The sequence below is a fragment of the Lacticaseibacillus huelsenbergensis genome (assembly GCF_029726355.1).
Lineage (GTDB): Bacteria > Bacillota > Bacilli > Lactobacillales > Lactobacillaceae > Lacticaseibacillus > Lacticaseibacillus casei.
Window position 1 is genome coordinate 1568287 of record NZ_CP120687.1, and the last position, 20833, is coordinate 1589119.

Genomic DNA, 20833 nt, shown 5'->3' on the forward strand with positions numbered 1-20833 from the left:
TTAATACAGACTGGCAACATATGGTTTCATGACAGTCACAACTTCGCCGCTGCCAGTGCCTTCGATTAGTGCAACGGTCAGATAGCTGTTCTTGTCGGCATCCATAGCAACTAGGAAGCCATTTTCTTTGCCATCAGTGTCTTGCTTTTGCTTGAGTTCGGCGGTGCCGGTTTTGGCGGCGATGGTGTGGCCGTCGATGGCAAGATCATGCGCCGTGCCGGTTGGGTCGGAAACGACATGGGTTAACGCTGTTTTGACGGTATTAGCCGCGTTGGCCTGCAAGACGCTGGTACGTTTACCTTTGGTGTCTTGGATGAGGGTCGGTTGCTGCATGGTGCCGCCGTTCGCGATTGCACTGTACATGGCCGCCTGCTCGATCGGCGATAGGAGCAATTGTCCTTGGCCGTAAGCCGTATCAGCTAAAAGCGTTTCGGAAGCGAGCTTGCCGGAGTTAGAGATCTGGGCTTTTTTCATCGTCAGCGGTAAGTCGGCTTGAGTTTTGAAAAGTGGTGCGAGGCCTTTGAGATAAGCCGAAGCGCCCATTTTCAAAGCGACTTGGGCGAACCAGATGTTGTCGGAGTTGACCAAGGCTTGGGTCATATTCTCCGGCGAAGCATTGACGGTCCGGGTCACCTTGTAGTCACCCCAAGAGGCGTCCTTCTGCCATTTGAGGCCGGAAATTGACTTGGTTGTGTCTGGCGTAATCGTCTTGTTTTGCAAGGCGATGGCCGCTGTCAACATCTTGAATGTTGAGCCGGGAGCGTAACGCTGGGCGAAGCGACTGAGGAATGGCAAGGATTGATTGTTGGCGTACTTATCGTAATCGGTCTGGCTGATCCCGTTGACGAACGCGTTCGGGTCATAGCTAGGCGCACTGGCCAGCGTCAGCAATTCGCCATTTTTCGGGTTCATGGTCACCACGCTGCCGGATTTGCCAGCAAGTTGGGCATAAGCCGTTTTCTGCTGGTCGGCATCAATGGTCAGCTTCAGATTCTTACCGTTCACGGCTTTTTTGCTTAAAAGTGGGTGAACGTTGCTGCCGTTTTGAATCGAAATGGTGCCGCCATCGGTTCCGCGCAGTTGCTTATCATAAAGTTGTTCCAAACCGGTTTTGCCGATTTTGCTGTTGGCAGTCAGGGTCGGATCTTTGCGGATATCCTCTGCGGTTGCCGTGCCGACATAGCCGATCAGCTGTGCAGCGGCTTCGCCCAATGGATAAGTGCGGGAGCCGATTGTCTGATAGGCAGCACCGGTTAATGTCGGTGAGTCGGTGACGACTTTGACCGGGACAAACGTGTCATCGGTGACCCAGGATTGCTTGAGTAACGTTTCGAGGCTGGTCACCTTCACGTTCCACGCTGCGGCAATTTTCTCGAGGTTGGCTGTGCGCTCGTCGCCGCTGCCTAGCTTACCCGGAACAAGTCCAGCCTGCGTCACATCCCCGTTCTTAGCGAGCGGTTGGTCGTTGCGATCGAGAATCTGACCGCGCGTGGCGGCAGTGACATCAAGTTGCACCGTGTCCTTGCCATACATAGAAGGGAAAAGCAGACTCGGATCCCAGCGTATCAGCCACTTGTTGCCGGATTTGACAATAGACGCATCATAATGCTGGGTGTTCAGTTTGCCAACTTTGGTATTCATGGTGGCATCAAACGTCATTTTGTAACTCTTGGCATCCTGCTTCTTGGTGGTCACTTTACTGATTTTAATGTTGCTGGCACCAACCCGATCGAAAACGGCCTGATTGCGGGCAACCAATGTTTTCGGCGTATAATCCCAGCCCGGTCCGGAAAGGTGCTTGGTATCCACTTGCTTGACGGCCTTGGTATATTGGCGCTTGGCAAATGCTTGCGTATACGCTTGGGCCGTGGCCTGAACCGCATCAGCTTCGGACTTGGCTTGATACCAGTGATAAAAGCCAAAGCCGCCGCCGATAATGACCACGGCGGCAATGACACCGCCAATCACGGTGAGGGTCGTTTTTTTCATTTTTAATTCTCCATTCTGAGAGTTCGCCGACTCTTGCGCCGGCGAACGCGTTGCACATGTCCTAAAATCCCAACAAGGTCATTCTACGCTTCGAACTGTGCGGAGGAAACTTGGGGAAACTAAAAAATGCCTTAGAAAAAACGAATGTTATCTCTAAGACTTGTCTATTGACGGGCATTGACGGCAATAGAAATTCTCACAATTAATGATGATCGGCATGTAAGTCTTTTCGAAAAATTTTCAATGAGTTGAATGTTTTCATCTACCCAGCTTGAATCTTCAGCTTCATCAGTTGCTCAATTTTTATAAAACTATCTTCAAAATAAAGTATTGACGAATTTATAAACTTAGGTTAGCCTAACTTTAGTACGTAACCATTACGAATAAGGAGGGATCGCCATATTAAAAGTCAACCATATCACCGTCAGTTATCAGCGGAATCTCAATGTTGTCGAAGATGTTAGTTTTGAAGTGAAGGAAGGCGAAATCGTTGGCATTATTGGGCCAAACGGTGCGGGTAAGTCTACATTAATCAAAGCTATGATGGATCTTATTCCGCATCAAGGCAATGCGGCGATGGACGGGCAGCCGTTAGCGAAACAGGCCCAGAAGATCGCGTACGTTCAGCAAAAAAGCAATATTGACCTAACGTTTCCCATCACTGTGCGCGAATGTGTGGCACTGGGTCTGCAGGCGCATGCCAATATGTTCGGCTACACTGGAAAAAACGAAGGTAGAGCGATCGCGCAGGCACTGGAAATGGTGGGCATGACGGATTTTGCCAAACGTCAAATCGGGCGGTTATCGGGTGGTCAATTGCAGCGCGTTTTGATTGCCAGGTGTCTGGTTCAGGAAGCCGACCTGATTATTTTGGATGAACCGTTTGCCGGCATTGATAACCGCAGCGAGTCAGCCATCATGATCGTTCTGCGTAAGTTGCGGGCGGAAGGAAAGACCATTTTAATGGTGCATCATGATTTAAAAACCGTTCGCTCATACTTTGACAGTGTCGTGATGATGAATGTCCACATGATCGGTGCGGGTCCGGTTGCGACAACCTTTACGGACACGAATCTTGAGCAGGCGTATGGATTACCCATGCATGTCAATCAAGGAGGACAGTCATGAAACTCATTTTTCTGCACGATTTAGCTGAATTTCATTTTTTGCAGAATGCCCTGCTGACCTCCATCACAGTTGGCATTGTTGCCGGAGTTATCGGAAGCTTTGTGATCTTACGCGGGATGTCCTTGATGGGCGATGCCATTTCACATGCGGTCCTTCCTGGCGTCGCGGTTTCTTTCATGGTCGGTGTGCCCACAGTAGTAGGCGCTGCAACTTTTGGCATTGCGGCTGCGATATTAATTACCTTGATTCGCCAACACAGCTTGATTAAAAGCGACACCGCCATTGGCATTATTTTCAGCTCGTTTTTGGCGCTCGGGGTTATTCTGATCGCACTGGTTCACACAACCACCAATCTGTTTCATATTTTGTTTGGGAACGTTTTGGCCGTTCAAGACAAAGACATGTATTTGACCATCGGGATTGCGATCGTCGTCATCACTTTGGTTGTGCTATTCTTTCGCCGACTTCGATTGACATCCTTTGATCCAGTGATGGCGCAGGCGATGGGGATTCATACCAACGCTTATCATTACCTGTTGATGGTGATGCTGACGCTGGTTGCCGTTGTGTCGATGCAAAGTGTCGGCACGATTTTGATTGTGGCTTTATTGATCACCCCGGCGGCAACGATTTATCTTTTTGCCAATCGGTTACGCACCATGGTCATCGCTTCCGGCGCACTGGGCGGCCTGATTTCTTTTGTCGGATTGGTGATTGGCTATTCGTTTAACATCGCAGTCGGTTCCTGCATCGTGCTTCTCGGTACATTTGTTTTCATCGTATGTTTTCCATTTTCCAAAAAGCAGAACTTAATCAAACTACCTATTGGAGGAAGATCATGAAAAATAAGAACCGTAAAAGAGTCCTCGTACAAGCAGCGATCGTTGTGACGGCACTTATCGGGCTGACGGCTTGCGGCTCCAAAAACAAAAGTTCGGACAAAGCGGCTCAGTCGGGGTCAAAAATTTCGATCGTTGCCACGGATACGATTATTGGTGACATTGCTAAAAACGTGGCCAAGGATAAAGCCAAGATTCACGTGATCGTTCCGGTGGGCCAGGATCCCCATGAGTATGATCCGTTGCCTGCGGATGTGTCAGCGACCGGGAAGGCAGATGCAATTTTTTACAATGGGATCAATCTCGAAAATGCGCCCGGCGCGTGGTTTACCAAAATGATGAACAACGAAGGCAGCAAAGCAAAGGCTAAGGCGGTGGCGGTGAGTGATGGCGTGGACGTGATTCACCTGCAAGGTAAAGGCGAGTCTTCGAAACAGGATCCGCATGCCTGGCTGAGTCTTGCCAACGGGATGATTTATACGCGCAATATTGCGAAGAAACTTGAAAAAGTCGATCCGAAAAACGCGGCTTTCTATAAGCGTAATGCGGCCACCTATGAAGCCAAGCTGAACAAGCTGCACCAATCAGCTAAAAACAAGTTTGACAAAATTCCGGCTGAGAAGAAGCTGATTGTCACTAGCGAAGGCTGTTTCAAGTATTTCAGCAAGGCCTATCAAATTCCATCTGCGTATATCTGGGAGATCAACACTGAAGAAGAAGGCACGCCGGAACAGATTTCGACGCTGGTTCGTAAATTAAAGGAGACGAAAACGCCATCGCTGTTCGTTGAAAGTAGTGTCAATCCGAAACCGATGCAAACCGTCTCGAAGGATACCGGGATTCCGATTTATGCCACGCTATTCACCGATTCTATTGCTGCTCCGGGTAAAACTGGCGACAGTTACTATGGGATGATGAAGTGGAATTTGGAAAAGATTGCGGCCGGACTCGAAAAATAGTGTTTGAAAAAGCGAAACATTGCACATATATGAGTCATCAGAATTAACTGAAAATCCACACAAGAAGCTCAATGAGACAATGATCCCGTTGAGCTTTCTTGCATGATAGGTAGCAGTTTTTATATTCGGCAGGGCAAAAAACAAGGCAAAGTTTTTAAATTTGCTTGCGCAAGCAAATAAACATCTCTATAATGACAACAGGAGGTGAGGCCGTGATTAAACGCTGGCTGATTCTCATCACCCTTGGTTTGTTCTTCTTTATGGTCATCATTGACGGGACGATTGTTGTCGTTGCCGTGCCGACCATCGCCAAGGATTTGGCGGTAAGTCCGAGCCAAGTGAACTTATTGTTGACGGTTTATCTCACAACGATCAGTGTTTGTCTGTTGTTTTTCGGGCAACTGGCTGATCAATATGGACGATCGCGTCTATTCATTTGGGGCACGTATCTCTTTCTGATTGGTTCCGGGTTAGCCGGATTTGGTAGTCACTTTCAACTGGTTTTGGCAGCTCGCGTTGTACAGGCGGTCGGGGCCAGTATGACGATGGCAACGAGTTATGCGATTGTTGCCGATGTTTTCCCCCCTGCGCTTTTGGGGCGTGCGTTGGGAATCGAGTCGATTTTCATTTCGGCAGGGGCACTGGCCGGTCCGGGTCTCGGCGGCTTAATCTTAAGTCGGTTGCCCTGGGGCTACATTTTCTGGGTGAACTTACCCATCGGTTTGCTTTGTTTGTTAATTGAATGGGCCGTTTTTCCGAGAGTGACGGCAGCTTCAGGGAAAAGGAGGGTCGATCACCATGGATTTCTGCAGCTCATTGTTATTGGCGGGTTGTTGCTGCTGCTTCAAATAAACCACGTCCCGATGCTGACAGTTGGGTTACTAGTGCTGATCGGCGGTGTCACCTACCTGTTTTGGCGGCATGAGCGGCAAGCGCCGGACGCGATGCTGGATACGCGGCTGTTCAGGAACCAGCGCTTTTCGCGGAATCTGGCGGCTTCGTTTTTGAATTATGTTGCGGCGTATTTTTTCACCTTGCTCGCGCCGATTTATCTGCAACTCATCCTGCGCGTGCCGGTTGCCGTGTCTGGGTATCTGCTGATGCTGACGCCGTTGACCGCATTGGTGGCCAATCCACTTGCTGGATTCCTCACTGATCGCTGCGATCGGCGCCGGCTCATGGTGATCGGCCTGCTGCTGCTCGTTGTCACGAACGCCGCCTTTGCACTGGTTCCCAATCAAAAAGTGCTCTGGCCGTTTGTCATCGTGTCGGTTGTCTTTGCATTAGGAACGGCACTGTTCACGAACCCGAATAGTGTTGTGCTGATTCAGAGTGTCGATGCAAGTATGCGGGGACAGGTTGGTGCCGCCACCTCACTGGCACGTCAGCTAGGGATGAGCATTGGCAGTGCGGTTGCTGGCCTGGTCTTTTACCAAACGCTCGGCCTGATCCGCCCCAATGTCACCGCGGCTAACGCAGGAGCACCGGCGTTACTCACGGCGCAATGCGTCAGTTTCTTGCTTGCGGCTGGGCTATTTTTAATTGCAGCCGTGATTTTGGGAAAGAAGGTTAAAGATGCAAAAAGAACCGGATGAGTTAATTGCTAAGGTCAATATTTTGGCACGTAATATTCAGCACGACTTGGACGAAGCACTGGCGCCGACCGGACTCAATGCCAGTAACTATTACTTTATTTTAAAACTTGGCACCGCAGATGAAATGAGCCAAGAAGCTTTGTTCAAGATGATTCACCTTGATCCTAGCAATGTGACGCGCAGATTGGCACAATTGGTTACCTTTGGGTTAGTGGTCAAGCGGCGCTCCGATAAGGACAAGCGCGCATGGGTCATTAGCCTAACGCCAAAAGGTCGTAAACTAGTGCCACGCGTGGCGCAAATTGTTGCAGGATATGAAGAAATGCTCACTGAGAAGATGCATATCGATAATAAGACCAAGTTTGGACACATGTTGGATCAGCTTATTGAAACGGAAAAGGAGTTGGAATTTTGAAAAACGAATTCATGAACTTACTGCCTATTCCCCAAGACTTTCACGTGGTCGAAACCAATGTCCGCAAACGCAACAGGGCAAGCGTCACGGTCGAACGATTCCAAGACACTGATGACATCACGCCTAATAACAAACATCTGACCGTGGTCACCGACCAAAAAGGCCACTTGATCAGCTTCAACTCAAGTGCTTTCAAAAACGGTGGGCATTTACCAGCTGCGGACAAGGCCTTGGAGCAGGCCATCACCTTGTTCAATCAACTCGATCCCGACTATGCTGCCGGCTTGAGTTACATGCGCACCGAGCGCCAAGAACGGCATTATGAAGACAACGGTGTACATGTTTCGGCACCGGTCTATTGGATCAAGTTTGCCCACCGGAACGGTTCCTACAACTGGGTCACCATCGGGCCAGACAACCAAGTGATCGAAGTCGAACGTGAATCGTTGTGGGACTATTTTGGCAATCGGCGCGCGACGGAGATGTGGAACAACGATAACTGGGTCTTGGCTAGAGAAGGCAAGGCGCCGCAGTTGTCAGCACCGGATGCGTTAGCGTAACGAGGTGACCGGATGGCTAAACCGGATTTTGACACACTGATCAGGCGACTGGGCGATTTGCAAGAAGAGGCCCGCCGTCTGGAAGAAGAGGACTATATCAGTGCACGGTACAAAGGGTATAGTTCCGAAGGCCTCACTTTGGAAGAGGTGATGGCGCGGTTGAAAAAGGTCGAACGCGAGATTGCTAAATTGGAAGAGCGGTTGACGCGTTTGGATGATGAGGTGTAGCGCGTTGTGATCATGGTTTAAGCTGATCAAGTTAGCTTGATACCTTGGGAAATGTTAGTCAACAGAAACGCGAGAAGATCGGGTTTAACGGCATGACTTGTCGTTGAACCCGATCTTTTTGATACGGTTTTAACTGGTCAGCGATGACTGCCAAAAGTTGTTTTGGGTCGGTCCAGCCAGCAATAGAATGACCCGTTTGCATATACATCGTTGTACCAAACGTTTTCAAAGTTGCTGTGATTGTTTCGATGTCAAAGGTACAACGTTTCGTCTGGGATAGGTGAATTGACAAACGTGCTGATGGTGTCCTGGATGCTGTTGAGTTCTGTCTGCGACATTGGTTTTGCCTTTCTGTTGTGATGGCTGCGTTTCACGACCGCTGCGATTGGGTTCGTATGTCGTTATCATAAGCGAGTTGGGGTAGTGAAACAAGGTTTATAGATTAAGCGTCAAATATTGCGGAGTGCCTTAGTGGTATGTATTCAATGTACATATTTCCCAAAAATAAATATTCGTATGGATTGACGAAAACGAAATATACGCTATAATTTAAATACGATGAATAATCCAAAATTCGAATCTTATAAACGACCCAATGGACACGATGAATTCAAGGAATGGCTTTACGCACTTCCAGAGAAAGATGCTGCAAAACTTCTGCGAGTGATTGAAGAAACCGAAAAAAACGGAATGCTTGTCGCACAGCGTTTAAAATGGGTTAAGAAAATTAGCTCAAATTTGTATGAAATTAGAAGCAACGTAGCATCCAACATTCAACGGGCCCTTTATTTTCACGTCACAGATAATCGCTACATTATTACGCATGGCTTCACTAAGAAGACAAACCAGACTCCTGCAGCAGAAAAGAAACATGCTGAAGAGCTGAGGAAGGAATGGTACGCTCATGAAAATTGATGACATGATTAAGGAAAAACGTAAAAACCCAGAGTTCAACAAGGCATACGAAGCGGAGGGAGAAAAGCTTGCCACTGCGGTCGCACTTTATCATGCAAGAGAGGCTGCTGGTTTGACTCAAGCCGAGTTAGCTGAGAGAGCCGACACGACACAAGCGACTATTGCAAAAATTGAGCGGGGAGATAACGTCTCATTTGAGAAGCTTCAGTCTCTTGCCCATGCTCTGGGTAAAAAGCTTATCGTCAAATTTGGCTAACAGAATCAAGATCCTACCAAATGCTAGTACTCGACAGATCACCCACCCTATCAACACACTGGATGGGTGATTTTTGTCAAAAGCAGAAACGAATCCATCATGATCATTGCTAGAACCGTGTATGGTTACCGAACGCATCGTACAATATTGTCTGTTAGAGCTTTAACCATATTAAAATAGTTTTGACAAGGAAGGAGATGGACATTGTGCTCGAAGCACGTACTGTTCAGCTTGATAATTCGTTAGCATTAATTCTACCAAAAGGCAAAGGGTTCGCTGAGAAACAAATTTGGCTTCTTGTACCATTAGATGATGGTGAACCTGGCTATACACTGACCCCTAAGCTTAAGGATCCATATGTAGGTAAAAAGAAGGGATCAATGTATGTTCCCGAAGAATGGCCAGACTTTGGCTATCGCAATGTGGAGTAGTATGACGAAATAAGAATTTTTTTCGGAAAAATTACGTTTGTTTTAGTTGACCAAAACTAGGTCTAACGATATTGTTTAATCAGGGTAGAGTACTGAATGTCATTCGAAGATCACCGCGGCTTAGTCAACCGCATATTGATAGATCGTTCGAATGCGTAAACGCCTTACAGCGTATTTGTAAGCATACTTGGCTACCGCCATAACTATTGCGGCAGTAATGGTGGCGGCTTCCTGACAATGGAAGCCGTTTTTTTTGCAAAAAAGGTCCAGTGTAATCAGCGCTAAACATCTGCATGACTTACCGCATCGACCACAATCTGCAATATCTAACCCAACTTTTGCAAAAGTTGAGAAAAGCCCACAACTTTGTTAACCTATTCACGTATAATAGTAAGCGCATTCGCGGAGGAGGGCTTATTTTGAAAAAGTGGGTTAAAGTTACGGGAATACTAGTGCTGTTGGGCGCTATTTTGGTTGGCTGTAGCAGTTCGGCAAGTTCAAAATCCAGTTCATCAAGCTCAAAATCGAGCAAGACGACCAGCACTAAGGTGACAAGTGGCGCTTCGCAACAGACTTATACAGATCCCAAGATGATGAAGGGAAAGTATGACATTGTGATCATCGGTGCCGGTGGTGCGGGGATGACGGCTGCGATTGAAGCCAAGCAGCAAGGTATGAATCCGGTCATTTTTGAAAAGATGCCGGTTGTTGGCGGCAATACGCTGAAAGCTTCGAGTGGCATGAACGCTAGCCAGACAAAAGTTGAAGCTGCCCAAAGCGTTAAGGATAGCAATGACCTCTTCTATGAGGAAACGTTAAAAGGCGGCGGTGGCACTAACGATAAGGTGCTGCTACGCTATTTTGTCGATAACTCTGCTAGCGCCATTGATTGGCTCGATTCTATTGGCATCAAGCTAGACAAGCTGACGATTTCCGGTGGAATGTCCGTCAAACGCACCCATCGGCCGCATGATGGCTCGGCGGTAGGTGGTTATCTGGTTGATGGACTTGTCAAAGAAGTCAAGAAAGAGAAGATTCCACTGTTCGTTAACACTGACGTTACCAAGTTAAATGAAACGAACGGTAAAATCAGCGGCGTGACTGTGAAGATCAACCAGGATAAAACCAAGAAAATTGCGGCCAAGGCTGTGATCGTCACGACTGGCGGTTTTGGCGCAAGTAAGAAGATGATCAAGAAGTACCGTCCGGATCTCGCCAATTACGTCACAACCAATCAAGCCGGTGCAACCGGCGACGGCATCAAAATGATTGAAAAAGTCGGTGGTTACGCGATTGATATGAACAAGATTCAGATTCACCCAACCGTTAACCAAAGCAAACACATCCTTATTGGCGAAGCAACCCGTGGTGAAGGCGGTATTTTGGTCAACCAAAGTGGGAAACGCTTCTATAACGAAATGAACACGCGTGACAAGGTCTCCGCTGCCATCAACAAGCAAAAAGGTAAATATGCATGGGTTGTCATCGACTCAGGTGTGCGGCAGCGCTCAAGTGCCATTGACTTCTATATTAAAGACAAGCTTGATGTGAAAGGCAACACGCTGGCGGAACTCGCCAAGAAAATGAAGGTTCCAGCTGCAACGTTAGCCAAGACTGTTGCGACTTGGAACAAGGCTGTCTCCAGCAAAAACGACACTGAGTTTGGGCGCACGACCGGGATGGATCACGGCCTCACCACTGGCCCGTACTATGCCTTCAAAATCGCGCCAGGCATTCACTACACGATGGGCGGCGTAAAAATCAACACGAAGACTGAGGTACTGACCAAGCAACAACAACCGATTCCAGCGTTATACGCAGCTGGCGAAGTCACCGGCGGCCTGCATGGCAATAACCGAATCGGCGGTAATTCCGTCGCTGACATCGTGATCTTCGGTCGGCAGGCAGGGACACAGGCGGCGGCTTATGTGAAGTCGCAGGAGTGATTTGAATGGATTAAGGGCGCTTCTCTTGATGAGGGGCGTTTTTTTATGCCATTCGTGCTTTTTTAATCGGTCACTCAAGGTTTTTCCGGAGGTAGGAAAAAAGTCTGTAAGCGCAGCCAAAAATAGAAGTTAGGATAAGATTGTAAACAAATAAAGCAGCGAGGTGGAACAAAATGAAAAAAGTATTGTTAATCTGTGGTTCGGGCGCCTCTTCAGGTTTCATGGCAGCGGCTGGACGAAAAGCAGCAAAGAAAGCCAAAGTTGACCTCGAATTCAAAGCGCGATCCGATTCGGAATTGGATGATTACTTGAAAGGGAACGACCTATTGTTAATTGCGCCGCATCTCAAATACATGTTAGCCGATGCGACCAAAGAGGCTGCTCCGTTTGGCGTAAAAGTCGCGATTATTCCACAAAAGGTCTACGGATCCCTCGATGGGGCCGGCTTGGTCAAGTTTGCAGAAGAAGAACTCAGTAAGTAAAGAAGGGGAGAATAACATGGGAGAAAAGGTGAATGAAGAACAGGAAACATTTGATCGGGATGACTTGAATGAAATATCTATGCAAGTGATCCTGCACGCTGGTAATGCTCGCGATCAACTGCTAAATATTTTAGACAAGCTAGCTGATCCCACGATTGACGAAGCGGTGATCGAAGAAGACTTCGCCAATGCCAAAAAAGAATTGAATGAAGCTCATTCGAAACAGACAACGATGATTCAAAAGGAAGCAGAAGGTGAATTTATTCCGTATTCTGTTCTATTCGTTCACTCGCAAGACACACTAATGACCGTTCAAAGTGAACTTCTGATGACCGAAAAAATGATCAAGATCGTCCGATCATTGCGGGATAGTTGATTAAAAGGAGGGAGTAACTTATGCAACACTTTATGGATTGGAGGACCGATTCGTTTGCCCCAAAGGTGAATAAGCTCGCGAAGAATCCGTGGATTGCAGCGGTGCAAGATGGGATTCTTGCTGCAATGCCAATGATCTTCATCGGTTCCTTTGCCACTATCATTGGTATTCTGAGAAACTACTGGCCAGCAATTCCAGATATTAGCTATATCAGCACATTCAGTTTTGGACTTTTTTCCTTATTTCTGTCGTATCTGGTTCCAGAAGCTATCATGAACCGTAAGAAGCACAAAGATGTGTCGCGGCAAGCGGGTCTTGCTGGGATTGCATTTTTCCTTTTACTGATTTATCCATCGATCAGTGCCAAGGGGATTATTTCGTTTGATGTCAACAGTCTTGGGACTGGTGGCATGATTGCCGCTTTGGTGGCTGGCATTTTCGTTGGCTTTGTTATGAACATTTTTGCCAAAATGCAGATTTTTGGGGAAGATTCAGCCTTACCGGACTTTGTGGCGATGTGGTTTAATACGCTGATTCCGATTATCGTCATTTTATTTGTTGGTTGGTTATTCACCTTCCAACTACACTTTAACCTTTACACAGGGATCAATGATCTATTCAAACCTTTACTGGCACTTGGCGGCGGCTTCTGGGGCTTTGTGATCATTAACTTTATCGGCTTCAGCTTCCTGTACACTTTTGGTATTTCTACCTGGGTTATTTATCCGATTCAGTCTGCGATTGCTTTGCCGGCTATTGCGGAAAATGCGAAGAACTTTGCAGCTGGTGCCGCTGTAACCAATATTTATACGAATGAAGCAGTCGATCTTTACATCATTGGTGGCGGTGGGTCTACGTTGGCGCTTTGTATCATGATGGCCTTCATGGCAAGATCAGCGCGTCTGAAGGTGGTCGGTCGTGCAGGGTTGATCCCATCTATCTTTAACATCAATGAACCGATCATTTTCGGAGCTCCAGTTGCATTCAACCCATTGCTGATGGTTCCGATGTGGATTATGGGTTTGATCGGCCCGATTGTAACTTGGTTCGCACTTTCATGGAGACTGGTTCCTATCCCACATTCAGTCTTCCAGCTATGGTATGCGCCATTCCCAATACTCGGTTATATTGTCACTGACTCAATCGCCGGGGTTATCTTCACGACAATCATGTTCGCTATTTCTTGGCTCGTCTACTACCCATTCTTTAAAGCCTATGACCGGCAAGAGGTTAAAAATGAGGCGAGTGACGATGAGGATGAAGAAAAAAGTGACGAAAGTGAAGTGAGTGGCACAGGGCCTGACGATGGTGTTGAAGCTATCGTCAATGTTGAAGTGGCAACAGGCGCTAATTAGACTCAGATGAGAAGGTGGGTACACATTGAAGGTCAACGATACGGATATAGTTGAATTCCTGCGTAAGCGATCAGGCTGGGTCACTGCGGAAACAATTGCTCGTCAATTTGGTGTGTCGCCAAGAACTATAAGGAATCATATTCAATCTATTAATACCGCTGACCTTGCCGTGCTTTCCGGTCCGTTGGGTTACAAAGCAAAAATGTTACTTCACGGTTGGAAAGAAAAAGTTGATGATCAGGAGAGCGATATAGGGCAGAAACTGTTATATGAACTGTTAGATAGTCACGGAAGTAGCGTCTCCTTAGACGAGTTTCTAGCAAATCATTATCTATCTGAATCGAGTGCTCGTGATATTATCCGCGATTTTAACAGGGACCACTCAGCAGATAATGTTCAGGTTGTGGAGAAAAAGCGTCAATTAAGATTAATCGGAGATGAAAGTGATAAAAGAAGACTGTTCAAGTCGTTCTTGCACTCAAACAGATCCGCATCCGTTCCGGAAGTCAATATTCAGAGAATCCAAAGGTTAATTCCGGATATCCCACTGCTAGATATGGAAAAGATAGTCAATGAAACGGTTAACCAGGATTCACTCACGATCAACCAATACCAGCTGTTTGATCTATTGATGCACTACGCGATTTCAGTTAATAGAATCCAAAATGGGAAAGCGATGCATCGGCTTTCAGCGACACATGAAGAGTTAACTGGACGCAATGAATATAAGTTGACGTTACGAATAACCGCTCAGCTGGAGAAAAGATATTATATCAAGTTTTCCAAGGCTGAAATCGATGGTTTAACACTGGCACTTATCGGTAAAACCATCATCAAGAACTTTTCGTCAATGCATCTTGGGAACCTAAGCCGCTTTGTTCCAGAGCGAGTTATTGAGGAGACCCAACGAGCACTGGAAAAGGCAGATGAAGAGTATGGATTTAACTTACAGAATCCGAGCTTTAGCGTTAAGTTCATCATTCATGTTAATAATGCCCGTGATCGAGCGACATACCATGACCTGGATCAACAAGACGTGAACCAATTCAGCCTTTTAAAGCAAGAATATCCTTTGTACTATGACCTGGCTTTATACATTGGTAAACAACTGCAAAATAGCCTGCATCTGACGATGAATTCTCAAGAACTAACCTATATCATCCTGCATTTAGGAGCGTATCTGAACACCGATGATATTGACCGCATCAACACTGTGCTGATATCGCCTTCTTATTATGATATTGGTAACGAATTAAAAACCAATATTTCTAGAGAGTTCAGACAGGACATTCAGATTTCTGCAGTCTACAATGCACTGCAAGTCGAAGAACTGAAGAAGTTGCGTTCAAAACTGGTCGTTGCCACGATTGACACAAGTATTCCGTTTGATAAGTCTAATTATGTTGTCAGGATTCATCCATTCATGACCTCTCAGGATCATGAAAAAATTGAACGGACAATCAGCGTTATCCGCCGGGCAAATCGGGTGGATGAAATCGTTGGATACTTTAAGCAGTATACGTCAGCGGATAATTTTCTGATTGATCCTCAAATCAGTAAAAGGGACGCTCTTTTCAGCCGTGTGACCAAATTGCTGACTGAGCGGGGATTTGTTTCACCGCAATATTATGATGAGCTGAGTGAACGGGAACAACTTTCACCGACCAGTTTTGGGAACATCGCAATCCCACACCCGCTCAACATGAAGGCTAACAAGACAGGGATCTTTGTTGTCATCGATCATGATGGCATCCAGTGGCATTCATCCACAAAGGTCAACATTGCTTGTTTCATTGCGACAAGTAAAGCAAATCAAAAGGTGTTTAGCATCGTCCTTCAGAATCTGATCAATATTTTGTCGGTCAAGGAGAACGTTGACCAAATTCTGAAAGTTGATAATTACGAAGACTTTCTTAGCGTATTAATTCAAATACTGAAAGGTGGATATGATACAAATGTCTAAACTAAAGTACACAGATAAGTTCCCCAAGGATTTTCTATGGGGTGGGGCTATTGCAGCCAACCAAGCTGAGGGAGCTTGGGACGTTGATGGCCGTGGACCAAGTCAAGCTGACACCATGTTGTTGCCGGATAAGTATTCAAGAACCGTCTCACTCGGTACTGATATGCATAAATCGGATATAGAAGCGGCTTTAACGGATACCAAAGGAAACTATCCACGGCGTCGCGGCATTGATTTCTACCATACTTACCCAGAAGATTTAGAATTAATGCACGAAATGGGCTTCAAGTGTTTCCGCACCTCTTTCAGCTGGAGCCGAATTTTTCCAAATGGAGACGAAGAGAAGCCGAATGAAGAGGGATTGAAGTTCTATGATCGGTTGATAGACAAAATGCTGGAGCTCGGCATGGAGCCGGTCATGACCATTTCACATTATGAAATGCCGGTCACTTTGATAACGAAGTACGGCGGATGGACTAACCTGAAACTCATTGACTTTTTCGTTCGTTTTTCAAAAGTGTTGATTGATCGCTATAGTAAGAAGGTCAAGTACTGGATCATTTTCAACCAGATCAACGATGTCAGTGACTGGGGCGAATACGCAGGTTTAGGTATTTTGAAAGGCGAATACCCGGATCAACTAACAGCTCGTTACCAAGGTGTTCACCATCAATTCGTTGCCAACGCCAAGGTGGTTAAGTACGCTCACGAGGTTAATGCCAATCTTCAAATGGGCGTCATGTTGGGGTTAACGCCTGTCTATCCGGCGACCAGCAAGCCTGAAGACACCATGACGGCTTATAACCTCTGGCGGCGAGAAGACTTATTCTTCTCAGATGTCCTGGTCGAAGGCGAATATCCGGGTTATATGATTAGATATTTCCATGATCATAACATTGATGTGGACGTTAAACCAGACGAGCTGAAGTTGATCAAAGATAACCCGGTCGATTATGTTTCGTTTAGCTATTATTACAGCACCATTGCAAGCGCTGACCAACCGGACAAACGACAGCTTAACCCAAACATCGAAAAGTCAATTTGGGACTGGTCGATTGACCCGACTGGCTTTAGATATGGATTCGACTTTTTGTGGGATCGGTATCATTTACCATTGTTCGTTGCGGAAAATGGGTTAGGTGCACTGGACAAAGTCGAAGACGGAAAAGTGCATGATCAATATCGTATCGATTATCTCCGTGCTCATGTTGAACAGATGCGTGAGGCGATCAAAGATGGTGTCAATATCTTCGGCTATGCGTCATGGGGTCCAATCGACATTGTGAGCTACTCGCAGGCGGAAATGAGCAAACGTTACGGATATGTCTACGTAGATTTAGATGACAAAGGCAATGGTAGTGGGAAACGAATTCGTAAAGATAGTTTCTACTGGTATCAAAAGGTTGTTGAAAGTAATGGCGAGGATTTGTAATAGCCAGGGCTATGAAAGTCGGTCAAACTCTTTTTATAGAAAAGTGCTGGCGATTTAAAGCGGATCGTTCACGCGAAGGCGGTTTCCTTGATGGGGAGCCGTTTTTTTGCGTCTAATCAAGGGTATCGCTCACGAGGTGTACTTTGTTTCCCAAGTAAAAGAAAAAGGTTCTACTTTTCGGAATGTAAGCGCTTGCCTAGTATAGAAGCTGTAAGGGGGTAAGACAATGCGAGAAAGATTGACGAATCTTCTGCGAACATTGTTGGACAGTTCAGAGAACTCGTTATCGGATTTAAGTAAACAATTCAACGTCACGACCAAAACCATTCGGAATGAGATTCAGGTTTTAAATGAAGTTTTGGCGGAGAAAGGGTTGCCTTTATTCGATATCAAAAGAGGTGTTGCTTATAATCACATTTCAACGCAACAGCTGCATTCGCTGTCTGATGTACTTGACTTTAACAGTATTAGTCAAGGCGCGTTAACCCCTGAACAACGAAAAGTTTATCTGTTGCTGGATTTACTTCAGGCAAGGCATCCCGTTTATCTTGTCGATGAACAGGGAGCGATGCAGATTAGCAAAAGTACGATGGATGCCGATTTGCGCAACTTGCGGGCTGATTTAGCGAAATATAACTTAACGCTCACAACCAGCCCAAAGTTAGGTGCGCAGATCGAAGGTAATGAACGATCCATTCGTACCATGTTTGGGGATGTCTTAACCCGCCAGCACGCGTTAGTCACTTTAATCGGTCAACAGCTGATCGCCAGTGGCATGTATGTCGACAAAATGAAGGAAGTCTTTAACCAACAAGATGTGACTTACATCAGCGATCTCTTGCTAAGGTGTTTTCCAAATGGTGCCTTGGCAGCGAACGACATGTATCGCCAGCAAGTGACAGTATTGCTCATCATTTGGCTACACCGAGTGCGTAGCGGACATTATGTTAAAGACGATGAGACAGCGGTTGACCTCAATAAGGGAAACACGCGCTTCCTCAATGAGTTGATCCAGCACTATGACTTAACGATTGATATCAGCAGTGAGCTGGGTTACGTCGGCTTTTTGATTAACAGTTTTAATCGTCGCGGGGCGATTGATCTGGATGACTGGGTTAAGGCCCAGATTTTCAGTGTTGCGCTGATGGATTATATGGAAACAGAAATTGGCTTTCCTTTTTCCAAAAATGAAAAGCTTTTTGAAGAGCTATACAACCACATGACTGCTTTGTTCAAACGCCTGTCGCGGAATATGAAAGTGGTTAATCCGCTGAAAAAGACCATTCAGCAAGGATATAGTCCAATCTATGATGCCATTAATCGATTCTTTACGGCTGGCCCTTATCAGTTAACGATGTCCGATGATGAGACAGCCTTTCTTGCCATGTATTTTTCAGCAACACAGGCTGAAGATCGGCAGCGTCAAGATTATCAGTATCAAGCCGCAGTTGTCTGCAACTTCGGAACAGCGACTGGTCGGGTTTTGGCCGCAAAACTTGAAGAACGCTTCAACATTGATGTTCTTGCAGTTCTCAGCACGTCAGAAGTGGGGATTCTCCGTAAATTGCCAGTCAGTTTGGTTTTCAAGACGGTCGACATGCCTATTGAGGAGATCCCCAGTCTGAAGGTAAACCCGATTCCGTCAGAAGTTGATTTGAATCGCATCGCAGCCTTTTTAAAGAAATATGCAGCGCTGACAAAATATGAAGGCCGGACTTTAGATCCAACTAGATTATTTCAAAGCATTCTGGACGCGCTCAAGGCACACCAAGTCTCGGTTGATAAGGGGTTGCTGGCTGATTTGCAGGCAGCGTTTAAGGATAACCATGTCGAAATCAATGAAAGGGAGGTTCAGCCTATGTTGAAAGACTTAATCAACGACCAGCAGATCCTACTTCAACAGAAAGCTGATGATTGGGAAAATGCGATCCGTCTTTCGGCAAAACCATTGCTTGATGAGGATTACATTACCGAGCATTACGTACAAGCGATGATTGATTCAGTAAAGAAATTCGGTCCGTATATTGTCATTGGACCTTCCATCGCGCTAGCCCATGCGCGCCCGGAAGATGGGGCAAAGAAGCTGGGCGTCACCATCACGACGTTAGCAAAGCCAATCAACTTTGGCAATCCCGACAATGATCCTGTGAAAATCATCTTCTGTCTTGCGGCAATTGACAATTATTCGCATCTCAACATCATGAAAGCTATTGTTCAACTCATTAATGATCAGCAAAAGGTTGATCAACTGGCTCAACAAACGGATATCCAGCAATTCAAAACGATTTTGTTTAACGAAAAAACCTCAAAGGAGACGATTTAAATGAGTAGAAAATTAACGATTTACTTTATTTGCGGGGCCGGGTTAGGGTCTTCCTTAGCTTGCCAAATGACAGCAGAAGACGTTTTAAATCGCCTGGGTTTGGATGAAAATCTCGAACACGAAGCTATTTCATCAACGCCAGGATTACGAACGGACATCATTGTATCGGCAGAAAATTTTGCTTCACAATTCAAACAATATGATCTTGATCCAGCTATCAAGTTTGTCTTTTTGCACAACATTGTTGATCCTGCTGAGATTGAGGCCAAGCTTGTGCCAGTCATTAAGGAACTATCCGCAAAAGCCAGCTGATTCAGCACAAACGCGTTAGGAGGAATGAATCATGGTTGTGGTTAACTTTATTATTCAAAATATCCTGACCCAAGCTGCCATCACCATTGCATTAATCGCGATGTTGGGTTTGCTCTTACAGCGTAAATCCTTTGGTGCAGTTTTAACCGGGACGTTCAAGACACTATTAGGCTTCCAAGTGCTTTCCGCGGGATCCGCCATTATTGTCACGGCATTGACTTATTTCGGCAAGATTTTCCAACATGGCTTTCACTTGCAAGGCGTTGTTCCCAGTATTGAGGCGATTAACGGTCAAGCGATGAATACGCTGGGCTTAGGGAATGAAATTGCCTTGACCTTCTTAGGCATCTTTATTGTTAACATCCTGATTGCCCGATTTTCACCGTGGAAATATATCTTTTTGACCGGACAGGCACTTTTGTGGATGTCAACGATGACGGTTGTCGGTGGGAAAATGGCCGGGCTCAATTCTGTGCTGACCATTGTTGTTGGCAGTATCATTGGCGGGATCTTTGCCGTCGCAATGCCCGCCATTGCTCAACCGTTTGTTCGTAAGATTACGAAAGGCGATGCTATTGCGCTAGGCCACTTTTGTACGATCGGCTACATGGTAGAAGCCGGCGCTGCGTGGGTGTTTGGTGAACGAGGCGAAAAGAAACATTCGATTGAAGACATTAAATTACCGAAGTATATGGAATTTCTGCAAGACACGTATCTGTCGGTTGCGGTTGTGATGGTGCCGTTGTTCATGATTACGGCGGCTTTTGCAGGCCCTAAATATGCCGGAAATGGTACGAGTCTGAACTATATCATGAATGCGTTTATGATGGGCATTCAATTTGTGGTCGGCGTCTACGTTCTGCTCGCTGGCGTTCGGCTCTTACTTGGTGAAATCGTTCCGGCTTTCCGTGGCATTGCGATGAAGCTGGTACCTAATGCCAAGCCGGCACTTGACTGCCCGGTACTGTTTCCTTTTTCACCTAATGCGGTCATTCTGGGCTTTATTACCACCACGATCGGCACTGTCATCGGCATGTTCTTGATGCCTGTTTTCGGTCTGGCGGTTATTCTGCCGGGGATGCTGACGAACTTCTTTGCCGGAGGGACTGCCGGTATCTTCGGTAATGTTGTCGGTGGTCGGCGCGGCGCCATTATCGGCGGTATCATTCACGGCTTATTCATCACGTTATTGCCGGCGCTACTAGTAACGGCCTTGACCTCGTTTGGCTTCGTGAATGCGTCAGCAACGGACTCGGACACCATTGTTGCCATGCTGATGTACGCGTGGATCCTGACGCCGATTCTTAAAGCAGTTTAAAGAAAGGGGCA

20 protein-coding genes are annotated in these 20833 nt (G+C 46.4%); 19 read left to right on the forward strand and 1 reads right to left on the reverse strand.

Features of this window, described 5'->3' with window-relative positions; translation table 11 throughout:
• Positions 1–1989, reverse strand: a complete 1989-nt coding sequence (gene pbp4 / locus LHUE1_RS07070) for a penicillin-binding protein PBP4(5) (protein ID WP_049170557.1) — start codon at positions 1987–1989, stop codon at positions 1–3.
• A 399-nt stretch (positions 1990–2388) separates the two neighbouring features.
• Between pbp4 and LHUE1_RS07075 the strand changes: the two genes are divergently transcribed.
• From LHUE1_RS07075 to LHUE1_RS07165, 19 genes are all read left to right on the forward strand, one after another.
• Positions 2389–3117 carry a metal ABC transporter ATP-binding protein gene (locus LHUE1_RS07075; protein WP_049170561.1) on the forward strand — a complete coding sequence of 243 codons (729 nt, stop codon included), beginning with the start codon at positions 2389–2391 and terminating at the stop codon, positions 3115–3117.
• Positions 3114–3959 carry a metal ABC transporter permease gene (locus tag LHUE1_RS07080; RefSeq protein ID WP_049170563.1) on the forward strand — a complete coding sequence of 282 codons (846 nt, stop codon included), beginning with the start codon at positions 3114–3116 and terminating at the stop codon, positions 3957–3959. The genes LHUE1_RS07075 and LHUE1_RS07080 overlap by 4 nt, the downstream gene beginning before the upstream one ends.
• Positions 3956–4915: a metal ABC transporter substrate-binding protein gene (locus LHUE1_RS07085; protein WP_049170566.1), complete on the forward strand. Its 960-nt coding sequence runs from the start codon at positions 3956–3958 to the stop codon at positions 4913–4915. Before LHUE1_RS07080 ends, LHUE1_RS07085 begins: the two co-directional genes overlap by 4 nt.
• A gap of 212 nt (positions 4916–5127) precedes the next feature.
• Positions 5128–6510 (forward strand): MFS transporter, encoded by a 1383-nt coding sequence (locus tag LHUE1_RS07090; protein ID WP_213291463.1) that lies wholly within the window; start codon positions 5128–5130, stop codon positions 6508–6510.
• On the forward strand, positions 6491–6925 hold the full coding sequence (locus LHUE1_RS07095) for a MarR family winged helix-turn-helix transcriptional regulator (RefSeq protein WP_049170570.1): 435 nt from the start codon (positions 6491–6493) through the stop codon (positions 6923–6925). The genes LHUE1_RS07090 and LHUE1_RS07095 overlap by 20 nt, the downstream gene beginning before the upstream one ends.
• Entirely contained in the window at positions 6922–7485 is a 564-nt protein-coding gene (locus LHUE1_RS07100) for a hypothetical protein (protein WP_049170573.1), read from the forward strand. The genes LHUE1_RS07095 and LHUE1_RS07100 overlap by 4 nt, the downstream gene beginning before the upstream one ends.
• A 12-nt stretch (positions 7486–7497) precedes the next feature.
• Positions 7498–7713, forward strand: a complete 216-nt coding sequence (locus tag LHUE1_RS07105; RefSeq protein WP_010492819.1) for a hypothetical protein — start codon at positions 7498–7500, stop codon at positions 7711–7713.
• A gap of 558 nt (positions 7714–8271) precedes the next feature.
• Complete coding sequence (locus LHUE1_RS07110; RefSeq protein ID WP_049170576.1) at positions 8272–8628, forward strand: type II toxin-antitoxin system RelE/ParE family toxin; 357 nt, start codon at positions 8272–8274, stop codon at positions 8626–8628.
• Entirely contained in the window at positions 8618–8884 is a 267-nt protein-coding gene (locus tag LHUE1_RS07115; RefSeq protein ID WP_049170578.1) for a helix-turn-helix domain-containing protein, read from the forward strand. Before LHUE1_RS07110 ends, LHUE1_RS07115 begins: the two co-directional genes overlap by 11 nt.
• 206 nt (positions 8885–9090) lie before the next feature.
• The gene (locus tag LHUE1_RS07120) at positions 9091–9315 is read left to right on the forward strand and encodes a hypothetical protein (protein WP_049170581.1); all 225 of its coding nucleotides are present in this window, start codon (positions 9091–9093) and stop codon (positions 9313–9315) included.
• A gap of 419 nt (positions 9316–9734) precedes the next feature.
• Positions 9735–11261 carry a flavocytochrome c gene (locus LHUE1_RS07125; RefSeq protein ID WP_049170584.1) on the forward strand — a complete coding sequence of 509 codons (1527 nt, stop codon included), beginning with the start codon at positions 9735–9737 and terminating at the stop codon, positions 11259–11261.
• Between the two features lie 173 nt (positions 11262–11434).
• On the forward strand, positions 11435–11743 hold the full coding sequence (locus tag LHUE1_RS07130; RefSeq protein ID WP_049170587.1) for a PTS sugar transporter subunit IIB: 309 nt from the start codon (positions 11435–11437) through the stop codon (positions 11741–11743).
• Between the two features lie 16 nt (positions 11744–11759).
• Positions 11760–12119, forward strand: coding sequence for a PTS lactose/cellobiose transporter subunit IIA (locus LHUE1_RS07135; RefSeq protein ID WP_049170589.1), 360 nt, complete (start codon positions 11760–11762; stop codon positions 12117–12119).
• Positions 12120–12139: 20 nt separating this feature from the next.
• Positions 12140–13474: a PTS sugar transporter subunit IIC gene (locus LHUE1_RS07140; protein WP_277848199.1), complete on the forward strand. Its 1335-nt coding sequence runs from the start codon at positions 12140–12142 to the stop codon at positions 13472–13474.
• Positions 13475–13499: 25 nt separating this feature from the next.
• Positions 13500–15437: a BglG family transcription antiterminator gene (locus LHUE1_RS07145; RefSeq protein ID WP_049170591.1), complete on the forward strand. Its 1938-nt coding sequence runs from the start codon at positions 13500–13502 to the stop codon at positions 15435–15437.
• The gene (locus LHUE1_RS07150) at positions 15430–16869 is read left to right on the forward strand and encodes a glycoside hydrolase family 1 protein (protein WP_152902746.1); all 1440 of its coding nucleotides are present in this window, start codon (positions 15430–15432) and stop codon (positions 16867–16869) included. The genes LHUE1_RS07145 and LHUE1_RS07150 overlap by 8 nt, the downstream gene beginning before the upstream one ends.
• Positions 16870–17095: 226 nt before the next feature.
• Positions 17096–19192 carry a BglG family transcription antiterminator gene (locus LHUE1_RS07155; protein ID WP_277848200.1) on the forward strand — a complete coding sequence of 699 codons (2097 nt, stop codon included), beginning with the start codon at positions 17096–17098 and terminating at the stop codon, positions 19190–19192.
• A complete protein-coding gene (locus tag LHUE1_RS07160; protein WP_049170597.1) occupies positions 19193–19504 on the forward strand; it encodes a PTS sugar transporter subunit IIB in 312 nt (103 codons plus the stop codon). It begins immediately after the preceding gene.
• Between the two features lie 31 nt (positions 19505–19535).
• Entirely contained in the window at positions 19536–20822 is a 1287-nt protein-coding gene (locus tag LHUE1_RS07165) for a PTS sugar transporter subunit IIC (RefSeq protein WP_049170599.1), read from the forward strand.
• Positions 20823–20833 lie beyond the last annotated feature (11 nt).